The following is an 18,502-nucleotide window of genomic DNA, read 5'->3' as shown; positions in this document are numbered from 1 at the left end:
GAGAAGACCATGACCAAGATACTCAAAGGGTTGGCAACGGCCCTATTGCTCGCGGCGTCCCCCGCCGTGGCACAGGACTATCCAGACCGCCCCGTGATGATGATGGTGAGTTATGGTGCCGGGGGAGCCACCGATTTTCAGGCCCGAATCGTGACGATGACGGCGGGAAATGAAGACACGCTTGGCCAACCTATCGCCATCATAAACAAACCCGGCGCAGGCGGGCGTGTCGGCTGGAATTGGCTGGCAACGCAGGCAGAGGCGGATGGCTACGCGCTTGGCGTTTACAACATCCCGCATTTCATCGCGCAGTCCATCGAAGGTGGGGTCGAATACAGCGTCGACAGTTTTGAGCCGATTGCCAATTGGGGTGCTGATCCGGCAGTTTTCATCGTGGGTGCCGACAGTGAATTCAACTCGATGCAAGACGTGGTGGCCTGGGCCAAAGAGAACCCTGGCAAACTGACCTTTTCGGGGGCAGGCCTGTTTGTGGGGCACCATATCGCAGCGCTCCAACTCGAAGCAGCCGCCGAGGTCAAACTGGCCTATATTCCCAACAATTCTGGCGGTGCCGGTGCCATGAAGGCCGTGATCGCCGGAGAGGTCATGGGCGGCATCAACAACCTGTCGGACGCCTTTCGTGCCGCCGATGCGGGCAGTGTGAAGATTTTGGGTGTGTTCGACACCGAGCGCAGCAGCTTCCTGCCCGATGTGCCCACCTTGCAAGAGGCGGGCTATGACATCGACGATTCCAGCGTGAATTATCGTGGCATCATGGCCCCCAAAGGCACCCCTCAAGAGGCAATAGACAAGCTGGCAGCCGTGATGCCAGCCATGTTCGCCGATCCCAATGTCATGAAACAAATGGAGGCGGGCGGATCGCCGATCAAGATCATGACGCGGCAAGAGGTGATCGAGATGTGGGCTGCCCGTCAGAAGACACTCGAGAAACTCTTGGCCGGGCTTTGATCCCGAAGCAAAGCCTACCTAAGCAGGGCAGCCCCCGGCATGCCCTGCATCCACCCCAATAAGGAACACCAAATGAGCGCTGAAGGTGATATCGCCGCTGTCGAAAACGTTATGGCCAAGGCTCGGGCCGCGCAAAGTTCCTATGAGGCGGGCGGGTCGCAAGAGCGCTATGACCGCGCCGCGCAAGCCGTAGCCTGGGCGATCATGGAACCGACCCGCAACCGTGCCTTGGCGGAATTGTCAGTGGCCACCACCGGCATCGGCAATGTGCCGGACAAGATCACCAAAAACCACCGCAAGACGCTTGGGCTCATGCGCGACATTTCCGGGGTTAAGACCTTCGGTGTGATCCGTGACGATCCGACAACAGGGATTACCGAAATCGCGCGTCCCATCGGGGTCGTCGGTGCCGTGGTGCCCTCGACCAATCCGGGGGCCACCCCGGCCAACAACATCATCAATGCGCTCAAATGTGGCAATGCCATAGTGCTGTCGCCCTCACCCAAAGGGGTGCCGACCTGCGAGCGCTTGCTAGAGCATATCCATGCCGAGTTTGCCAAGATCGGGGCAAACCCCGATCTGGTGCAGATGGTGCCCGCTCCGGGCTCCAAGGCCAAAACGCAGCGGATGCTGGAATTGTCCGATCTGGTGGTTGTGACCGGAAGTCAGGACAATGTGCGCCGCGCCTATACCTGCGGCACGCCTGCAATTGGCGTCGGTGCTGGCAATGTATGTGTCATCGTGGATGAAACCGCCGATCTGACGGCAGCGGCAGCCAAGATTGCAGCCTCCAAGACGTTTGACAACGCAACCTCCTGTTCCTCGGAAAATGCGGTGGTGGTGGTGGATGCGGTCTATGACGCCTTTGTCGCAGCTTTGGCACGCGAAGGCGGCGCATTGATCCCCGAAAGCAATTCGCATGAAATCGTTGCGCGTCTCTGGCCCGATGGCCATCTCAACCGCGCAGTGATTGCACAGGACGCCCCCCGCATGATTGAGGCGCTTGGCCTTTCGGGGCGGGTACCAGAGGGAACCCGCTTTGTTGCGGTGGAAACACGGGATATCGGGCCCGATCACCCCCTTTCGGGCGAGAAGCTGAGCCTTGTTCTCGCGCTCTATCGCGCCTCGGATTTCGAAGATGCAGCCACTCTTGTTGAGCGCATCCTTACCCATCAGGGAGCGGGTCATTCCGTTGGCCTGCACAGCGCTGATGACAGCCGCGCACGCCATCTTGGGACCACGCTGCCCACCTGCCGGGTGATCGTCAATCAGGCGCATTGCTTTGCAACAGGTGGTGCCTTTAACAACGGCATGCCCTTCTCACTCTCGATGGGCTGTGGAGGCTGGGGCGGCAATTCCATCGACGATAACCTCAACTGGCGACATTTCCTGCAAACCACCAAGATCGTGCGTGAAATCCCCCCAAGAGAGCCGACACTCGACGAGATTTTCGCTGATTACTGGCTGGTGGCAGGCCAATGAGGCTGTGCCGCGACACACCGCCCAAGGGCACGCTACGGGACTGGGTCGATGCCCGCGCCGAGGTGGGCGGCCCGGCACTGTCCTTTCCTGATGAAGGCACGGCGCTGGATTGGCCCGGTCTGCGTGACCGGGCCCGCGCCATCGCTGGCATGTTGACCGCACAGGGCATCGCCAAGGGCGAAAGCGTTGCGATCATGCAGCCCAACGGACAGGCGGCGATCGAAGCGATCTATGGTGCCCTCTACGGCGGATTTCGCGCCACGATGATAAACCTCGTCGCCGGGGCAGAGGCGATTGGCTATGCGCTCGACCATTCCGGGGCGCGCGTGGCTCTGGTGCATCCCTCCCAACAGGCGGTCTTCCAGAGCGTCAATCCCTGCGGGCGCATTGCCGCCCTCAGCCTGACTGCGGCCGCGCCAGACACTGTCCTGCATCCCGTCACACCCGACGACCACGCCTTGCTTATGTATACTTCGGGTACGACCGGGCGCCCCAAAGGGGTCGTGCACACCCAAGCCAGCCTTTTGGCCGGGGGGTGGACCACCGCCATCGCCCATAATCTCGGGCCAGAGGATACTGGGCTATGTGTCTTGCCTGTCTATCATATCAACGGCCTCTGCGTATCGGTGATGGGATCGCTTGTGTCGGGGGGACAGTTGGCCATGTGCGCACGGTTCTCTGCAAGCCGGTTCTGGGCGCAGGCAGCCGAAACACGGGCCACTTGGTTTTCGGTCGTGCCCACCATTGTATCGCATCTGTTACATGGGGAAACAGGACCAGACCCAGAGACGCGCAAACGGCTTCGGTTCGGGCGCTCTGCCTCCTCTCCGCTTCCGGTCGAGGTACATACGGCTTTTGAAGCTCGGTTCGATGTGCCCATTGTCGAGACGATGGGCCTCACAGAGACGGCGGCGCAAATCCTGTCGAACCCCCTTCCACCCGGCACGCGCAAGATTGGCTCTCCGGGTATCGCCTATGGCAATCAGGCCGAGGTCGCGGGGCCGGATATGCGCCCACTTCCCGCCGGCCAAGAAGGTGAAATCATCGTCAAAGGCCCCAATGTGATGCTGGAATACCTCCGCAATTCCGAGGCCACACGCGCCAGCTTCACACCCGATGGCTGGCTGCGCACAGGCGATCTGGGGCGCAAAGACGCCGAGGGGTATTTCTTTGTTACCGGACGCCTCAAGGAGTTGATCATCAAGGGCGGTGAGAATATTGCGCCGCGTGAAATCGACGAGGTGCTCTATGCGCATCCCGATGTGGTCGAGGCGGCGGCCTTCTCTTGTCCTTGCCCGCGCTACGGCGAGCGGGTCGAGGCGGCAGTCGCCCTAAGGCCCGGCTCGACACTGACGGCTGAGACCCTTTTGACACTGTGCAAAGACCGGCTTGGGGCATTCAAAAGCCCGGATCACATATATTTTCTTGGCGAGTTACCCAAAGGGCCGTCGGGCAAAATTCAACGTGTCAGGCTCAAGGACTTGTTGGCCGGAGACCTCGAACCCAACCCATGAATTTGGACGGCCCACGGTCACGCACGGGGCGCGTCAACAGGGGAAATGCGCAGCGCGCGCAGGGCGTTCAAAATGACGGCAACATCAATCGCCTCTTGCAACAGGGCACCCTGCACCGGGCTGAGATAGCCAAAGGCCGCGGCGATCATGCCAAGCACCGATAGGCCGATCCCGGCAACAACGCTTTCCACTGCGATCCGGCGAGCCGCGCGGGCAATCTCGATCCCCGGCACCAGCCGGTCGATACGATCCACTAGAAGCACCACATCTGCCGCCTCGGCAGATGCGGCCGCACCCCGCGCCCCCATGGCGACACCCACATCCGCGGCGCTGAGCGCCGGCGCGTCATTAACGCCGTCCCCCACCATCATCACCGGGCCGCGCTTGCGCTCGGAAAGAACAAGCAGCACCTTTTGATCAGGCGTGAGACCCGCCCGCAGACCATCTAGCCCAAGCCCCTCGGTCACACGCTCGGCCACATCGGCGCGGTCGCCCGTTGCAAGCAGAATACGCTCAACCCCTTCTCGCCGCAGCCTGTCGAGCATCGCGCCCGTGCCTTCGCGCAGCGGATCGGACATCACCAGATGCCCGGCCAAACGTCCGTCAATCGCCACAGCGACAAGAACAGCCCCAGCGGCCAAGCTGGACGGGACCCCCGATTGCCCCGCGATGCGCGACGCAACAAAGCCATCCCCACCCACAATAACCCGGCACCCCGCGACATGGCCAATTAGCCCTTCACCGGGCAGCTCCACCACCTCTGAGGGCACAGGCAAGCTGAGACCGCGCGCCTTTGCCGCCGCAACGATGGCCTGCGCCACAGGATGTTTCGACGCCTGATCTAGCGCTGCGGCCAAGCGCAGGATTTCATCCTCGCTCTTGTCACTGTGACAGGCGATGGACACGATTTGCGGGCGACCATCCGTCAGGGTGCCGGTTTTATCCAGGATCAGCGTGTGGATACGTGCCATTGTCTCAAGCGGTCCCGCACCCTTGATCAGCACCCCGAAATGCGCAGCACGAGAGAGGCCCGCCACCAGTGCCACCGGCACAGCAAGAATTAACGGACAAGGCGTGGCCACAACCAGAACTGCGACCGCCCGGATCGGATCCCTGGTGAACCACCACGCGGCAAAGGCAATTGCAACCGTCACCACAAGAAACCCAAGCGACCAGCGGTCCGCCAGCCGGGACATCGGCGCCTTGGATGCCTGTGCCTCGGCAACCAACCGGACGATCCCGGCATAGGTACTATCTTTGGCGGGGCGCAAGGCTATGAGGTCAAAGGCCTCGCCTGCATTGGTCGCGCCGCTCATGGTCTCGGCCCCGCGCACAAGCCGCACCGGCAGGGATTCGCCCGTCAGCGCCGATGTGTCAACAAAACCAGTCTCTGACGCCAGAGTGCCATCAACCGGCACCACATCCCCCTGCCGGATCAACAGCCTGTCACCCGGTATGATCTCGTCCAGAGGTATATCCTCTAGCCCACCCCTTCGGTGTCTCGTCGCTGTGCGCGGAACGCGGGACAGCAAAGCGTGCATTTCTCGCCGCGCACGGCCTTCTGCAAAGGACTCTAGAAATGTGCCGCCCGAATACATCACCGCGACGACCGCGGCTGCCAGTGTCTCGCCAAAGGCAAGCGCCGCCGACATAGAAAGGGCGGCAACGATATCGAGCCCGACCTCACCCCGGCGCAAGCTGCGGAGGATCTCGATGACAAGTGCGACGAGCGCGGGCGCAACCCCGGCAATCCAGAGGAATTTGGCTAAGCGGACCTCGCCCATAAAATAGAGCGCAAGCCCCAACAGCAGACCGGCCACCGCCAGCAGCAGAAGCACGATCTTGAGGCGGTCAGATCCGGTTTGTTCCATGCGACCGTGCTCTCCATGGTCACGCACAGGGTTCGCGTGATCCGCATCATCGCGCAGGCGCGACAAAGGGTCGAGTCCGCGTTTTACCGCAGGCTAACCAGCTTCGCGCCGGTGCGGATGCGCCTCAGAACGCAAAAGGCCCATCCCCATGGCGCAGCGGCAGTTCTGTCCAGACGCCGCCTGGGCCCGTATCGATCAGCCCGCAACCGGTAGGACCTGTCATAAAGCCGACTGGCGCCTCCTGACGCAGGTCCAGTGCAAATGCACTGCAACAGGATGGTGCCGTCACGACCGGATGCCGCCCTAAAAGGCCATGATAAACACCGTGCACATGCCCCGACAAAACCCAGATCGGAGCTTGATGCCGCTCCAGAACAAGGCGCAGGGCGTCGGGGTTTTCAAGCCCTATGGCATCCATGAACCGGATACCCGTGCGGAGCGGCGGGTGATGCAATGCCACCACCACCTGCCTTCCGCCCGTCTCTGCAAGCGCTTGGTCAAGGAACGCAAGACTTTCGGCCCGCAAGATGCCGCCGCCCTTGCCCTCTATCAACGTATCAAGACCAATGACGCGCGTGTCTGCGATATCTGAAACCCAGTCGATCAGGCCGGTCGGCCTTATTTCGGGCAGGTCGGAAAACGCAGATCTGAACGTCTCTCGACCATCGTGATTGCCGGGCACCACAAGCATCCTTTGTCCTAGTCGCTCGAGCTCCCGGCGCGCAATCGCGTAGCTCTCGGCGCTGCCATCCTCACTGAGATCGCCAGTGACAAGGATCGCATCTAGCGGCCCAATCGCATCTAGCCGTGTGCGGAGCGTGTCCACAGCCTCTTGCAGCAAGCGGCCCGTGTCGAGCCGACCAGAGACCAACTGCCCCTCGGGGACGACATGAAGATCGGACAGATGGAGAAACCGCGCCATGTTTACTTGATCCCTGTGCGCAAAAAGGCCTGTACGAACTGGCGTTGAAAGACAAGGAATGCCACGAGCAAGGGGGCCACTGACAGGATTGTCGCTGCGGAAATCACGCTGATATTCACCCCATTCTCAGGTGCGCCAAAGATCGACAACCCCACGGTCAGAGGCCGAGTATCCGGCGAGTTGGTGACAATCAGCGGCCAGAGAAAATTGTTCCAATGGGTCGAGACCGAGACCAGTGCATAGGCAAGGTAAGTGGGCCGCGCGAGGGGCACATAGACCCGCCACAAGATGCCGAACCAGCCGCAGCCCTCGACACGTGCCGCCTCATGCAGCTCAATAGGCACACCCTTAAAGGCCTGCCGCATCAGAAAGATTCCAAACGCAGATGCCATATAGGGCATACCCACCCCAAGGATCGTGTCGAACAGACCAAGCCGCGAAACCATCACATAATTCTCGACGATCAACACCTCTGGCAGGATGAAGAGCTGCATCAAGACCAGAAGAAACACCACGTCCCGCCCCGGAAACCGCACCTGTGCAAAGGCGAACCCGGCCAATGTCGTGACAAAAAACTGTCCGATCAGGATGACCGTCACCAAAAGAAATGTGTTGAGGAAATACTTCAGCCACGGCGCACCCGCCCAAGCGGTGCGAAAGTTGTCCAGAGTCCATGGCGCGGTCAGGTTGAAATTGACCGCATCCGAGGTTGTGTGAAACGCCGCCCAAAAAGCGAAGACCAGCGGCGAGATCCAGATCACGGCCAGCAAAAGCGCGCCAAAAGTCTCAAGATGTCGGGACAGGACGCTCATTGGTAATGTGTCCGCTTATCAAGAATGGTGAACTTGATCCCCGCCACGATGCCAAGAACGAGCAAAATAAGAATAGTCATCGCCGCCGCCTGCGGCGCATCGAAAAAGGCGAACGCCATTTCCCAGATGTAATAGAGGATCAGCTTCGAGGCGTCGTTTGGGCCGCCCTTGGTCAGAATAAAGAGGTGGTCGATCAGCTTGACCGAGTTGATCAGGGCGTTGACCATGATGAAAAGCGTGGTCGGCATCAAAAGCGGCAGCACGATCCGGCGCGTATAGGTAAAGCGACTGGCCCCTTCGATATCAGCAGCTTCCTTGAGGTCTTCGGGGATGGTCTGAAGCGCGGCAAGGTAGAAGATCATAAAGAACCCCGCCTCCTTCCAGATCGTCACGATAATCACCGCCCAAAGCGCAGTTTCCGGCTGGCCCAGCCAATTGACCGACGGCAAGCCAAAGAGCGCCCCAATTTGATCCAGAACGCCCAATCCCGGCGTGTAAAAGAAGAGCCACAGGTTTGCGGCGGCAATCATCGGTAGCACGGTCGGCGTGAAATAGGCGGTACGCACGAATCCGCGTGCCGGGATCTTGGAATTGGCCCAAAGCGCCATGCCAAGAGCAATCGCTATGGAAATCGGAATTGTTGCGCCAGCATAGATCAGGTTGTTCGTCACCACCTTCCAAAAAGTCGGATCGGCGAAAAGATCCGTGTAATTCTCTGTGCCTACGAATTCACTGGGTTTGCGCCGCGTTTCGCGGCTGAACAGGCTTGTCCACAACGTCGCCATAGAGGGATAAAACGCAAAAGCCGTAAGCAGGATTGCGGCGGGGGATAGCAAAAGCCATCCGTATATCGCCTGTCTGCGGCGTTCTATATTCACGTGCTGCGCCATGTTCGGCCTTTTATACAGTCAATGTCGACGCCAGACCTAAGCCCGACGTCGACAAAAGGATCACCGGGCGACAAATTACCGGTAGTCTTTCAACAGCCGCTCGGCAGCCTCCTGCGCCTCGGCCAGTGCATCGGCGGGCGATTTGCCGCCCGTCAAGGCCGCCTGAATGGCGTTATTGAGCCCATCACGCACGCGCGCCGTCTCGAAAGTTGAGAATTCGGCAATCGCGTTCTCAAGCTGATTGCGCGCAACCAGAGCCGGTGGGAACTCTGCGGTATAGGCCTTGAGCGCCTCCGTTTCGTAGGACGCAGGCGACACGCCCATATAACCGGTGGCAATCGACCATTCCGCCGCCTGTTCGGGTGCAGTCATGAACGCGATCAGTTTGAGGGCTGCGGCGCGCTCTTCTGTGGTTGTGTCCTCGAAGACATAGAAATTGCCACCGCCGGTGGGCGAGCCGGGCCGCACATTCGCCGGAAGCACCGACACCCCGAAATCAAAGCTGGCTTCGTTCTTGACCGCCGTCAGGTTGCCGGTGGAATGCCACATCATTGCGGTCTGCCCTTCGAGAAAGGCTTGACGCAATGTGCCCCATTCAACTGTGCCAGTCGGCATGATGCCATGCTCGGTCGAGAGTGATTTCCAGAACTCCAGCGTTTCGACGACTGCCGGGTCGTCAAAATAGGTTTCCAGCCCGTCGCCGGACATCAGCTCCTTGCCGTTCTGGATGGCGAGCGCCTGAAACATCCAATAGGGATAGCCGGTCGAGGGGATCATCAGCCCATAGGTGCCATCCTTGGTCAGGGCCTTGCCCATGCTCACCATCTCGTCCCAACTGGCCGGCGGGGCCTCTGGATCAAGACCTGCAGCGCGGAACATGTCCTTGTTGTAATAGGCCACGATGGTCGAGCGTTGGAACGGGATGCCCCATGTCTTGCCCTCGATCCGGCCATTGGCCATCAGCGCGGGATAAAAGCTATCGAGCCAGCCTTGGTCCACACCTTCGATATCCTCAAAGGCCACAATCTGGCCCTGCTCGATCAGGTCATAGGCGTCGATGGAAAACATCACCGCCAATTGCGCAGACTCCCCCGAGGCAATGGCCGAGAGCGCACGCACGCGCGTGTCGTCGTAATTGCCCGAATAGATCGCGTTGACCTTGATATCCGGATTGGCCTCTTCGAACTTGGCGACGATGCCATCGACAACCTCGGTCAGCGCGCCGCCAACCGCAATCGGGTAATACATCGTCAATTCGTTTTGCGCAGCCACCGGCGCGGCAGTCAATGTCGCCAACGCGGTGGCCAGAGTGATCTTTCTGATGGTGTTCATGATGTCCTCCCAAGAATTAAACACGGTATTTCCAACGTGACCTCACGCCGTCACGCCATTCGGATGCCGAAGCCTGTTTCCTTCTGTGTCGAAGAAGTGCAGATCATCATCGGCAAAATCTATGTCGAGCACGTCTCCGGCTGGGATGTTCCGCAATCCCGGCATAGCGATCACCAACCCATTCGCACCGGGATGTGTCAGCCCTACGAAGGTCTCTGACCCGAGGAATTCACATTCGGAGACGCGGCATTTCAGGCGCCCCTTGCCCGGACCGGCCAAACGCAAACTTTCTGCGCGCAGGCCAATTTTATCAGCCCCCTCAAAACCGGGCAGCGTCGCGCTATCAATCAATGCCATCGGCGGAGAGCCGACAAATTCCGCGACGAATGTATTGGCAGGGCGGTAATACAGGTCCTCGGGTGCGCCGGTTTGCTGGATGCGCCCGTCCTTCATCAACACAACGATATCGGCCATGCTCATGGCTTCGGTCTGATCATGGGTCACGTAGATGACGGTGATACCCAGATCGACCTGTAGTTTCTTGATATCCTTGCGGACCGACGCCCGCAGCTTGGCATCAAGGTTCGACAGAGGCTCATCCATCAAGCAAAGCGGCTGGTTCGCCACAATGGCACGGGCAAGCGCCACGCGCTGCCGCTGGCCCCCGGACAACTCACCCGGCTTACGTGCCTCGTACCCCAACAATCCGGTAATCTCGAGGGCGCGTTGCAACTTCTCCCGCCGCTCAGCCGCAGGCACCCGGCGCACCTTGAGCCCGAAAACCACATTCTCCGCGACACTGAGATGTGGAAAGAGCGCGTAGGACTGAAACACCATCGACAGATTTCGCTCAGACGGCGCGGCCGTGGTCACGTCCCGTCCATCAATCAAGATCTGCCCCTCATCCGGCAGTTCCAGCCCCGAGAGCAGGCGCAAAGTGGTCGACTTTCCGCAACCAGATGGCCCAAGCAGGGCCACAAACGATCCGCGCGGGATCGACAAGGAAACCCGCTCGACGCCAAGCTGCCCCTTCCAACGCTTTGCGACCTCTCGCACGTCTACAAACGCATCCGACATCAGCCAATGTCCTCTGCAAATGTGATCCGGCCTCCCAGACGCTCGACCAGTTGGTCAAACGGCGCGGCTGGCGCGCGGTCACAGATTATATGGTCGATCTGAGCAATATTGCCGCCAACGGCGGGGGCCAGACGCCCGAATTTGCTACGATCTATCACAAGGATGGATGTTCGCGCGTTCTGCCACATGCGGTCGGTGGCCCGCACCTCGGCTTGATGGAACTCCAGCAACTCGCCCTCCGCTCCGATCCCCGCCGTTCCAAAGAGGGCGAATTCGGCGCGGTAACGACCAAAGAACTCGACCACCTCCTCGCCGACAAAATCGCGGTCTGGCAACCGGAGTTCCCCACCCGGAACGATGATGCGATTGGAAATCTCTTCGCTCAGCGCCATGGCAGCGCTGAGGTTGTTGGTGACGACGGTCAATTCCCTTTTGCGATGCAGCGCCCGCGCCACGCTGAGCACGGTAGAGCCGATGGAGATAAAGACCGTTGCCCCATTGGGGATCATCGCCGCCGCCGCATTGGCAATAGCGCGCTTTCCTACAAGATTGGTGCCCGCCCGCTGGTCAAACGGTGTATTGCGACGGCCCTCGGCAAGCTCGATGCGCCCATGCGCGCGGTGGAGGGTTTCACCATCACAAAGCAGATCAAGATCGCGCCGGATCGTCTGCATCGAGACGCCGAACATGTCGGCGAGCGCGCCCACACTCACGCCTCCCTGTTCTTGAACAACCTGTTGAATAAGGTCGTGTCGCCGACTTTTCTTGGACGCCATGTGAGTTTCCATAACTTTGCGCGATTGTTGGTCACGAAATGCAACAAAGCAACATTTTTTTGCTTGGTTTCCCTCTAGTCTCAGGGCCAAAAAATTAAGATCATCACAGCAATCGCGAATACTTTCCAAATTAAACCCCTTTTACAGGCCTAACTCGAAAATATGACACCTATGTGAAATGTCGCTTTGTTGTTTTGTACTTTCAATTTCTTCTCTGCACTGTAAGTTTTCCTGAGCTGGGTCTATTCTGCGGCCTTGCGGCACACGCAGTTCGACCAAGTCGGAGGCTTCACCAAACTGATGGACACTGTCGCGACTATTTTCGACCGCTACGAGGCCGTGCGCCACCGCTTGCCAAGGGTTCACTCGCCAACACGGACGCGGGAAATCAGCTCTCTGCATGACATCGCAGCACAAGCAGATGCCTTTGTCTTTGACGCTTACGGTGTGCTGAATATCGGCGAGGCGGCCATACCCGGCGCCGCGCAACGTTTGAGAGAGTTGAGAGAAATCGGATGCCAGATTCGCATTCTCTCCAACGCGGCCAGCTACACCCATGCCGGCGCCATGACCAAGTTTCAAAATCTGGGCATGGGGGTCAGGGATCACGAGATCATCACCAGCCGAGATGCCACATTGGCGCATCTGGATGACAGGCTTTGGGGATGTATCGCCGCGCCACAGGACAATCTGTCCGATATTTCCGCCCCTACCCGGCGACTGGTGGATGATCCCATCAGCTATGATCAGGTCGAAGGCTTTGTTTTTCTCTCTACCGAGGTCTGGTCGCTGGATCGCCAAGCGCTGCTCGAAACCGCACTGTTAAAGCGCCCGAGGCCAGTGATCATCGCCAACGCCGATCTGGTTGCCCCGCGCGAACACGGCTTTTCGCTAGAGCCCGGTTATTTCGGGCATCAACTTGCGGATCGCGGCATTCCAGACGTGCGGTTCTTTGGCAAACCGTTTCCTGCCGTCTACGAAATGGTTGAGGCGTCCTTGCCTAGCCTACCGCGCAATCGAATTGTCATGTGCGGCGACACGCTTCACACAGATATTCTGGGGGCTGCGGCGCGGGATTGGCAAACGGTCCTTGTGGAACAAGACGGCCTCTTCTCTGGTCAGGACACCAGCGTCTATCTCAGTCAAGCGACCCTTTTCCCAACGTGGCGCCTGTCCCGCATCTGAGACAGGCGCGCCGCACGTGGCTGCAACGGCAAGACACTATTGCGCGTAGTCCGAACCTTCAGCGTCCAAAATGGCCTTGAGTTCCGACAGATGCCGATCTGCCTGGCCCGGGTAATCATCAAGTTCCTGCGCCGTCTTTTCCGCAACCGCATCCGACAGAACCCGCAGGGGGCGCCCGGTTTGCAACGCCCGGATATAAGTCTCGGCGGCACGCTCGAAATAATAGAGGCGGTTGAACGTGTCCGCGACACTATCGCCAATCACCATCACCCCGTGGTTGCCCATGATCAGCACCTTCTTCTTGGGGTCGGTCAAAAGCCGTGCACAGCGCGCGCCCTCATCCTCGAACGCCAGCCCGCCATAGCCCTCATCGACCACATGCCGGTTATAAAACGTGGCACAGTTCTGGTCGATGGGCGGCAGGCGGCTATCGGCAAGGCTGGCCAACACAGTGGCATGAATAGAATGCACATGCATGGCGCAGCGGGCATGGGCGCAGTGCCGGTGCAACCCCCCATGCAGGCCCCAGGCGGTGGGATCAGGCGCATTTGGCCCCTCTAGCGTTTCGGGATCATTGGCATCCACAACGATCAGATCGCTGGCGCGGATACGGGCGAAATGCATCTGGTTGGGGTTCATCAGGAACCGCGTGCCATCATCATTGATCGAGAGGCTAAAATGATTGGCAACCGCTTCGTGCATGTTCAGGCGCGCGGTCCAACGAAAGGCCGCGGCAAGATCCACGCGCTCTTGCCAGTGGTCCATGTTGGGGCGCAGGTTTGTCACATTCATTTCGCTTTCCTTTCAATCTCGGTCAGGGGCCGGGAGGCGACCCACGCATAACCATTGGGGCACAGGATGCAGCATTCGCGCAGCCCGTGGGGTTTGTTGGTGGGCGGTTGCAGGATCATGCCGCCTGCACCTTCGGCGCGGGCGGCAACCGTGTCGGGATCGCTGTCGAAAAGGTGCAAAGACGCCCCGGCCCCGCGCGGCGGGCTCTCAGGCACAAGGCCAAGGATCGGGTTGGCGGCGTAGGTATGATCGGCATGCAGTTGCATCACCTGATCGCCATAGACCATGATCGCAAAATCCGCGCTCAGACGGTGGGCCGCCATGCCGAAAACGCTGACAAGAAAAGCCGCCTCAACCCGCACATCGCGCACCAAGAGGTTGAGGCCAAGCCCGCGCAGGCTGGCCCCGAATTCCTCAGGCGTAATCGTTTCGTAATCCATGGCCTCAGCTTGATCATGCCCCCGGCACGTGTCAACCTGAGAGCATGCCGCAGGAGACACGCATGAACATCAGCACCCCCGACAAGATCGCCCCAGAGGCGTTCACAGAGGCGCGCGCGGCGGTGGATCGGCTTTGTCAGCTTTATGCGGCAAGCACAGAGTTTCTCTGCACAGCCTTTGCAAAGGCTTTGGCCGGGCACCTGCCGATGGGCCGGGTGCGCGCCTTTTATCCCGAAATACGTTTGACCACGACGACCTATGCCAAGGTCGACAGTCGGCTCAGCTTTGGCCATGTCTCGAACCCCGGCACCTATGCCGCAACGATCACGCGCCCCATCCTGTTCCGCGCCTATCTGGAGCAACAACTGGGCCTCTTGATGGACAATCACGGTGTCGGGGTCATGATCGGCCTCTCTGACACGCCTATTCCTGTGCATTTCGCGGTGGCGGGGGATGCAAACCTCAGCGTGCCACAAGAAGGTGCCGCAGAATTCACCCTGCGCGATTACTTTGACGTGCCGGATCTGGCGACCACCAATGACGATATCGTCAATGGCACATGGCTGCCGGGGCTGGACGGGGCAGCCCCTTTGGCACCGTTCACTGCGCAGCGGGTGGATTATTCGCTGGCACGCCTCACGCATTACACGGCAACCGATCCCTGCCATTTCCAGAATTACGTGCTCTTCACCAACTATCAATTCTATGTCTCGGAATTCGAGACCTACGCCCGGCGCATGCTGGGGGACGCGAACAGCGGCTATTCGGCTTTTGTCAGCACCGGAAATGCCGAGATCACCGGGCCGGATGATATCTTGCCTGCGCCCGAACGATTGCCGCAGATGCCCGCCTATCACCTCAAGCGGGCGGATGGATCGGGGATCACCTTGGTCAATATTGGGGTGGGTCCGTCCAACGCAAAGACCGCGACCGATCATATCGCCGTGCTGCGCCCGCATGCTTGGGTGATGGTCGGCCATTGCGCGGGGCTGCGCAATTCGCAATCCTTGGGCGATTTCGTGCTGGCCCATGCCTATCTGCGCGAAGATCGCGTGCTTGACGCCGATCTGCCCGCATGGGTGCCCATCCCCGCGCTTGCCGAAATACAGATCGCACTGCAAGAGGCGGTGGCCGCCGAGACGCAGCTTGAGGGGTTCGACCTCAAGCGCGTCATGCGCACCGGCACAGTCGCCAGCGTAGACAACCGCAACTGGGAACTGCGCGAGCAATCGGGGCCAGTGCAACGCCTCAGCCAGTCGCGCGCCGTCGCGCTGGACATGGAGAGCGCCACGATTGCCGCCAACGGGTTCCGCTTCCGTGTGCCCTATGGCACGCTGCTTTGCGTTTCGGACAAGCCGTTGCAGGGCGAATTGAAGCTGCCCGGCATGGCCTCGGATTTTTACAAATCCCAAGTTTCACGTCACCTCATGATTGGGATTCGCGCCATGGAATCATTGCGCCGCATGCCCCTTGAACGCATCCACAGCCGCAAATTGCGCAGTTTTGAAGAGACAGCTTTCCTCTGACCCGACGGAAATCCGCACAAAATCCAGCAAAAGGGCTTGCTTTTGCCCACTAGCCGTTGTGTTTAGCCACATCATGGCGTTTAATCACGCGCATGAGGCCCAAGGGACGGGCAGTTGTAAGGAGACCATAAAATGGCAAAACCCATGACCAAGACCCAACTCGTCGCCGCTCTGGCCGATGATATGGGCAGTGACAAGAAGACCGCTGGCGCAGCTCTGGACGCCGTGATCGCGATCATCACCCGTGAAGTATCCGCCGGCGGTGCCGTGACCCTGCCCGGCATCGGCAAGATTTATTGCCGTGAGCGCCCCGAGCGTATGGTGCGCAACCCCGCGACAGGCGAGCAGATGAAGAAAGAGGCCGACAAGGTGGTCAAGATGACCATTGCAAAGGCACTCAAGGACAGCGTGAACGGCTGATCTGCGGCCCGCTGGCGCAGAATTCGCGCCGCCAGCCTGCACCAGAGATCAAAAGGGCCGCCCAATGGGGCGGCTTTTTATTTGTCTCGATCGTTGACCCGGGTCACGCAACCTTGAGGACGATTTTGCCGATGTGCCCGCTCGACTCCATCCGCGCATGCGCAGCAGCAGCCTTGGCCAGCGGATATTCGGAATCCATTACAGGCGCGATTTTACCCGCCTCCAGCAGCGGCCAGACATGGGTGCGCAGGCTTTCGGCAATCCGCGCCTTGGCGAGATCGCTTTGCGGGCGCAGCGTGCTGCCGGTGATCGTCAGGCGACGCATCATCACCTGAGAGAAATTCAGCTCGATCTTGGGGCCTTGGAGAAAGGCGATCTGCACGAGGCGTCCATCATCGGCCAGCGCCTTGACGTTGCGGGGCAGGTAATCGCCGCCAACCATGTCAAGGATAAGATCTGCGCCGCCCTCGGCAGACAACACCTCGGTGAAATCCTCTTCGCGGTAGTTGATCGCGCGTTCGGCCCCAAGATCCATGCAGACCTGGCATTTCTCGGCAGAGCCTGCCGTGGTAAACACCCGCGCGCCGAAGGTGTGGGCGAGTTGAATGGCCGTGGTGCCGATCCCGGATGAACCGCCATGCACAAGAAACCGCTCGCCCCCCTTGAGTGCGCCGCGCTGAAACACGTTAGACCAGACGGTGAAGAAGGTTTCCGGCAGACAGGCGGCCTGTTCGAGGCTAAGGCCATGCGGCACCGGCAAGCAATGCGCTGCGGGCGTGGCCACATATTCGGCATAACCGCCACCGGGCAATAGCGCGCAGACCTGATCGCCAAGCGTCCAATGCGTGACGCCCGCACCAAGCGCCACGATTTCCCCTGCCCCTTCAAGCCCCGGAAGGTCAGAGGCCGTGGGCGGCGGCGCATAGAGCCCGGCACGCTGCAAGGCATCCGGGCGGTTGACACCGGCATAGGCCAGCCGGATCACGACCTCGCCTGCGCGTGGCGCGGGAATGGGGCGAGTGGTCAGTTGCAATACTTCGGGGCCACCCGCCTGCGTGATTTCGACGGCCTGCATCGTCTTGGTCATTCATCTGTCCTTATATTCAGTTCGGGCCATTCCAGCGGCCCGGCATACCCGTCTGTGCGCCCGGCTGCGGCGCACGGATACGGCTCAAAAAACTGAGCGGTCCCGCCATGAGGCCCGACACCAAACGGTTGTCACGGGCCTGCGCCTTGAGCTTTTCGATCTGCATTACACCCTCGATGCGGCGATCAAGAAAGTCCCATGTACGGGTTTGGCCGTCACTGTCGTCACCCAACCAATAAAGAACGGTCGCGCCATAGACACCCGAGAGCGTTGCGCGTTTGGTGTACCAATTCACATCCTGCGATGTGTCCCCAAGAGCGGTCCAGATGTGATCAGCCGTTTGCCAGAGGGCGCGCGCACCATCGGCAGCATAGGGCGGCAAGGAAAAGAGGGTCATCCCCCGACGTACCAGTTCTCGATCCTCGACCGCCTCAAGCCGGACACGCACGGCAAACGCCACGCGATCCCGAAAACGCAGGGCGCTCAGGTCGGTCTCGGCCAGTCGTTTGAGCATCGCGGCATCGCCTGCCGCATGATAGGCAAGCGCCAAATCGACCGCGCCGCGCGGACAAATCGCGGACACAAGGCCGGGGGCAATCCCAGCATCCTCAGCGGCAAGACGCAGGGTGGTTTCGCTCCAGCCATCGAAGGGCACATGGAGCGCTGCGGCATCCAGCAAACGGGTCATCAGATCGGGTTCGGACATCGAAAATCCTCCTTGCGGCGCACCCTAGACAAATCCAAGATGCTTTGCTATACGGCGCCTTCCTGCAATCTATTGCAACTTTAACTTAGGAAGGTGGTGACACCACATGCAGGTTAGTGTTCGCGACAACAATGTCGATCAGGCGCTCCGCGCTCTGAAGAAAAAACTGCAGCGCGAAGGCGTTTTTCGTGAAATGAAGCTCAAGCAACATTTCGAAAAGCCGTCCGAGAAGAAAGCGCGCGAGAAGGCCGAAGCGATTCGCCGTGCCCGGAAACTGGCGCGCAAGAAAGCGCAGCGCGAAGGCATGCTCTAAGAGCGCTCTCCGCAGGTTTTTGCGGCACATTTGACGACCCCCGGGCAGATGCTTCGGGGGTTTGTCGTTTTTGGGGCTTAGCCCCATCAGCCAAAGGGCCGGTCGCCTGTAAATTTCAGCCAGAAACAGGCCGCGGTCAGCTCAGTTGGCAGAGCGGTGCATCCTGACGGATCGAGGTGACAAAACGCCCCTCGGCGGTGTCGCGGATCGCATAGCCATACCCGCGCAGGCGGTGCTTCCATTCCCGCTCGGAAACGGCGAGATGACGCTCGCGCATCACGAGATTGCGAATTTCGGTGCTGCTTTCATTCTGGTTCAGGTTCATTGTTTCTATCCCTGTTAAAATTTGCCTCTGACTTTAGGGATAGGTGACGGATGTGGCGGTAAT

The 18,502-nt window shown here is 59.8% G+C and carries 19 protein-coding genes; 7 read left to right on the top strand and 12 right to left on the bottom strand.

The genetic code is table 11. The features are described from left to right. Positions 1-9 precede the first annotated feature (9 nt). From ROSMUCSMR3_RS11945 to ROSMUCSMR3_RS11935, 3 genes are all read left to right on the top strand, one after another. Positions 10-969 (top strand): tripartite tricarboxylate transporter substrate binding protein, encoded by a 960-nt coding sequence (locus tag ROSMUCSMR3_RS11945; protein ID WP_081507444.1) that lies wholly within the window; start codon positions 10-12, stop codon positions 967-969. Between the two features lie 72 nt (positions 970-1,041). Beyond that, a complete protein-coding gene (gene sauS, locus ROSMUCSMR3_RS11940; protein WP_237183441.1) occupies positions 1,042-2,451 on the top strand; it encodes an acylating sulfoacetaldehyde dehydrogenase in 1,410 nt (469 codons plus the stop codon). Continuing rightward, a complete protein-coding gene (locus ROSMUCSMR3_RS11935) occupies positions 2,448-3,965 on the top strand; it encodes an AMP-binding protein (protein ID WP_081507442.1) in 1,518 nt (505 codons plus the stop codon). Before sauS ends, ROSMUCSMR3_RS11935 begins: the two co-directional genes overlap by 4 nt. Positions 3,966-3,982: 17 nt before the next feature. On the opposite strand, the gene ROSMUCSMR3_RS11930 is transcribed toward ROSMUCSMR3_RS11935, so the two are convergent. From ROSMUCSMR3_RS11930 to ROSMUCSMR3_RS11900, 7 genes are all read right to left on the bottom strand, one after another. Further along, the gene (locus tag ROSMUCSMR3_RS11930) at positions 3,983-5,836 is read right to left on the bottom strand and encodes a heavy metal translocating P-type ATPase (RefSeq protein WP_081508617.1); all 1,854 of its coding nucleotides are present in this window, start codon (positions 5,834-5,836) and stop codon (positions 3,983-3,985) included. 124 nt (positions 5,837-5,960) lie between these two features. Then, complete coding sequence (locus ROSMUCSMR3_RS11925; RefSeq protein ID WP_081507441.1) at positions 5,961-6,758, bottom strand: phosphodiesterase; 798 nt, start codon at positions 6,756-6,758, stop codon at positions 5,961-5,963. 2 nt (positions 6,759-6,760) lie between these two features. Further along, the gene (locus ROSMUCSMR3_RS11920) at positions 6,761-7,570 is read right to left on the bottom strand and encodes a carbohydrate ABC transporter permease (RefSeq protein WP_008279586.1); all 810 of its coding nucleotides are present in this window, start codon (positions 7,568-7,570) and stop codon (positions 6,761-6,763) included. After that, positions 7,567-8,460, bottom strand: coding sequence for a carbohydrate ABC transporter permease (locus tag ROSMUCSMR3_RS11915; RefSeq protein WP_081507440.1), 894 nt, complete (start codon positions 8,458-8,460; stop codon positions 7,567-7,569). Before ROSMUCSMR3_RS11915 ends, ROSMUCSMR3_RS11920 begins: the two co-directional genes overlap by 4 nt. Before the next feature lie 75 nt (positions 8,461-8,535). Continuing rightward, entirely contained in the window at positions 8,536-9,792 is a 1,257-nt protein-coding gene (locus tag ROSMUCSMR3_RS11910) for an ABC transporter substrate-binding protein (RefSeq protein WP_081507439.1), read from the bottom strand. A gap of 42 nt (positions 9,793-9,834) precedes the next feature. Further along, a complete protein-coding gene (locus tag ROSMUCSMR3_RS11905; protein WP_198385517.1) occupies positions 9,835-10,869 on the bottom strand; it encodes an ABC transporter ATP-binding protein in 1,035 nt (344 codons plus the stop codon). Beyond that, the gene (locus tag ROSMUCSMR3_RS11900) at positions 10,869-11,645 is read right to left on the bottom strand and encodes a DeoR/GlpR family DNA-binding transcription regulator (protein ID WP_037297008.1); all 777 of its coding nucleotides are present in this window, start codon (positions 11,643-11,645) and stop codon (positions 10,869-10,871) included. Before ROSMUCSMR3_RS11900 ends, ROSMUCSMR3_RS11905 begins: the two co-directional genes overlap by 1 nt. 300 nt (positions 11,646-11,945) lie before the next feature. Here ROSMUCSMR3_RS11900 and ROSMUCSMR3_RS11895 point away from each other — a divergent pair, with 300 nt between their 5' ends. Further along, positions 11,946-12,830, top strand: coding sequence for an HAD-IIA family hydrolase (locus ROSMUCSMR3_RS11895; protein WP_081507437.1), 885 nt, complete (start codon positions 11,946-11,948; stop codon positions 12,828-12,830). A 36-nt stretch (positions 12,831-12,866) separates the two neighbouring features. Here the strand turns inward: ROSMUCSMR3_RS11895 and ROSMUCSMR3_RS11890 are convergent, their stop codons facing one another. Continuing rightward, on the bottom strand, positions 12,867-13,622 hold the full coding sequence (locus tag ROSMUCSMR3_RS11890) for a class II aldolase and adducin N-terminal domain-containing protein (protein ID WP_008279593.1): 756 nt from the start codon (positions 13,620-13,622) through the stop codon (positions 12,867-12,869). After that, positions 13,619-14,062, bottom strand: coding sequence for a VOC family protein (locus tag ROSMUCSMR3_RS11885; RefSeq protein ID WP_081507436.1), 444 nt, complete (start codon positions 14,060-14,062; stop codon positions 13,619-13,621). Before ROSMUCSMR3_RS11885 ends, ROSMUCSMR3_RS11890 begins: the two co-directional genes overlap by 4 nt. Positions 14,063-14,124: 62 nt before the next feature. On the opposite strand from ROSMUCSMR3_RS11885, the gene ROSMUCSMR3_RS11880 reads away from it, so the two are divergent. Both ROSMUCSMR3_RS11880 and ROSMUCSMR3_RS11875 read left to right on the top strand, forming a co-directional pair. Then, the gene (locus tag ROSMUCSMR3_RS11880; protein ID WP_198385516.1) at positions 14,125-15,588 is read left to right on the top strand and encodes an AMP nucleosidase; all 1,464 of its coding nucleotides are present in this window, start codon (positions 14,125-14,127) and stop codon (positions 15,586-15,588) included. A gap of 132 nt (positions 15,589-15,720) precedes the next feature. Next, the gene (locus ROSMUCSMR3_RS11875; RefSeq protein WP_037270194.1) at positions 15,721-16,008 is read left to right on the top strand and encodes an HU family DNA-binding protein; all 288 of its coding nucleotides are present in this window, start codon (positions 15,721-15,723) and stop codon (positions 16,006-16,008) included. 103 nt (positions 16,009-16,111) lie between these two features. On the opposite strand, the gene ROSMUCSMR3_RS11870 is transcribed toward ROSMUCSMR3_RS11875, so the two are convergent. Next, complete coding sequence (locus ROSMUCSMR3_RS11870; protein WP_008279597.1) at positions 16,112-17,095, bottom strand: NAD(P)H-quinone oxidoreductase; 984 nt, start codon at positions 17,093-17,095, stop codon at positions 16,112-16,114. 16 nt (positions 17,096-17,111) lie between these two features. Continuing rightward, complete coding sequence (locus ROSMUCSMR3_RS11865) at positions 17,112-17,801, bottom strand: COQ9 family protein (RefSeq protein WP_081507434.1); 690 nt, start codon at positions 17,799-17,801, stop codon at positions 17,112-17,114. A gap of 106 nt (positions 17,802-17,907) precedes the next feature. Between ROSMUCSMR3_RS11865 and rpsU the strand changes: the two genes are divergently transcribed. Continuing rightward, the gene (rpsU, locus tag ROSMUCSMR3_RS11860; protein WP_008207378.1) at positions 17,908-18,114 is read left to right on the top strand and encodes a 30S ribosomal protein S21; all 207 of its coding nucleotides are present in this window, start codon (positions 17,908-17,910) and stop codon (positions 18,112-18,114) included. A 136-nt stretch (positions 18,115-18,250) separates the two neighbouring features. Here the strand turns inward: rpsU and ROSMUCSMR3_RS11855 are convergent, their stop codons facing one another. Then, on the bottom strand, positions 18,251-18,439 hold the full coding sequence (locus ROSMUCSMR3_RS11855; RefSeq protein WP_008279599.1) for a hypothetical protein: 189 nt from the start codon (positions 18,437-18,439) through the stop codon (positions 18,251-18,253). Between the last annotated feature and the right edge of the window lie 63 nt (positions 18,440-18,502).

It is taken from the genome of Roseovarius mucosus, from assembly GCF_002080415.1.
Taxonomy (GTDB): domain Bacteria; phylum Pseudomonadota; class Alphaproteobacteria; order Rhodobacterales; family Rhodobacteraceae; genus Roseovarius; species Roseovarius mucosus_A.
The sequence above is the reverse complement of the archived record's forward strand: the minus strand, read 5'-3'. Positions and strand labels throughout refer to the sequence as shown.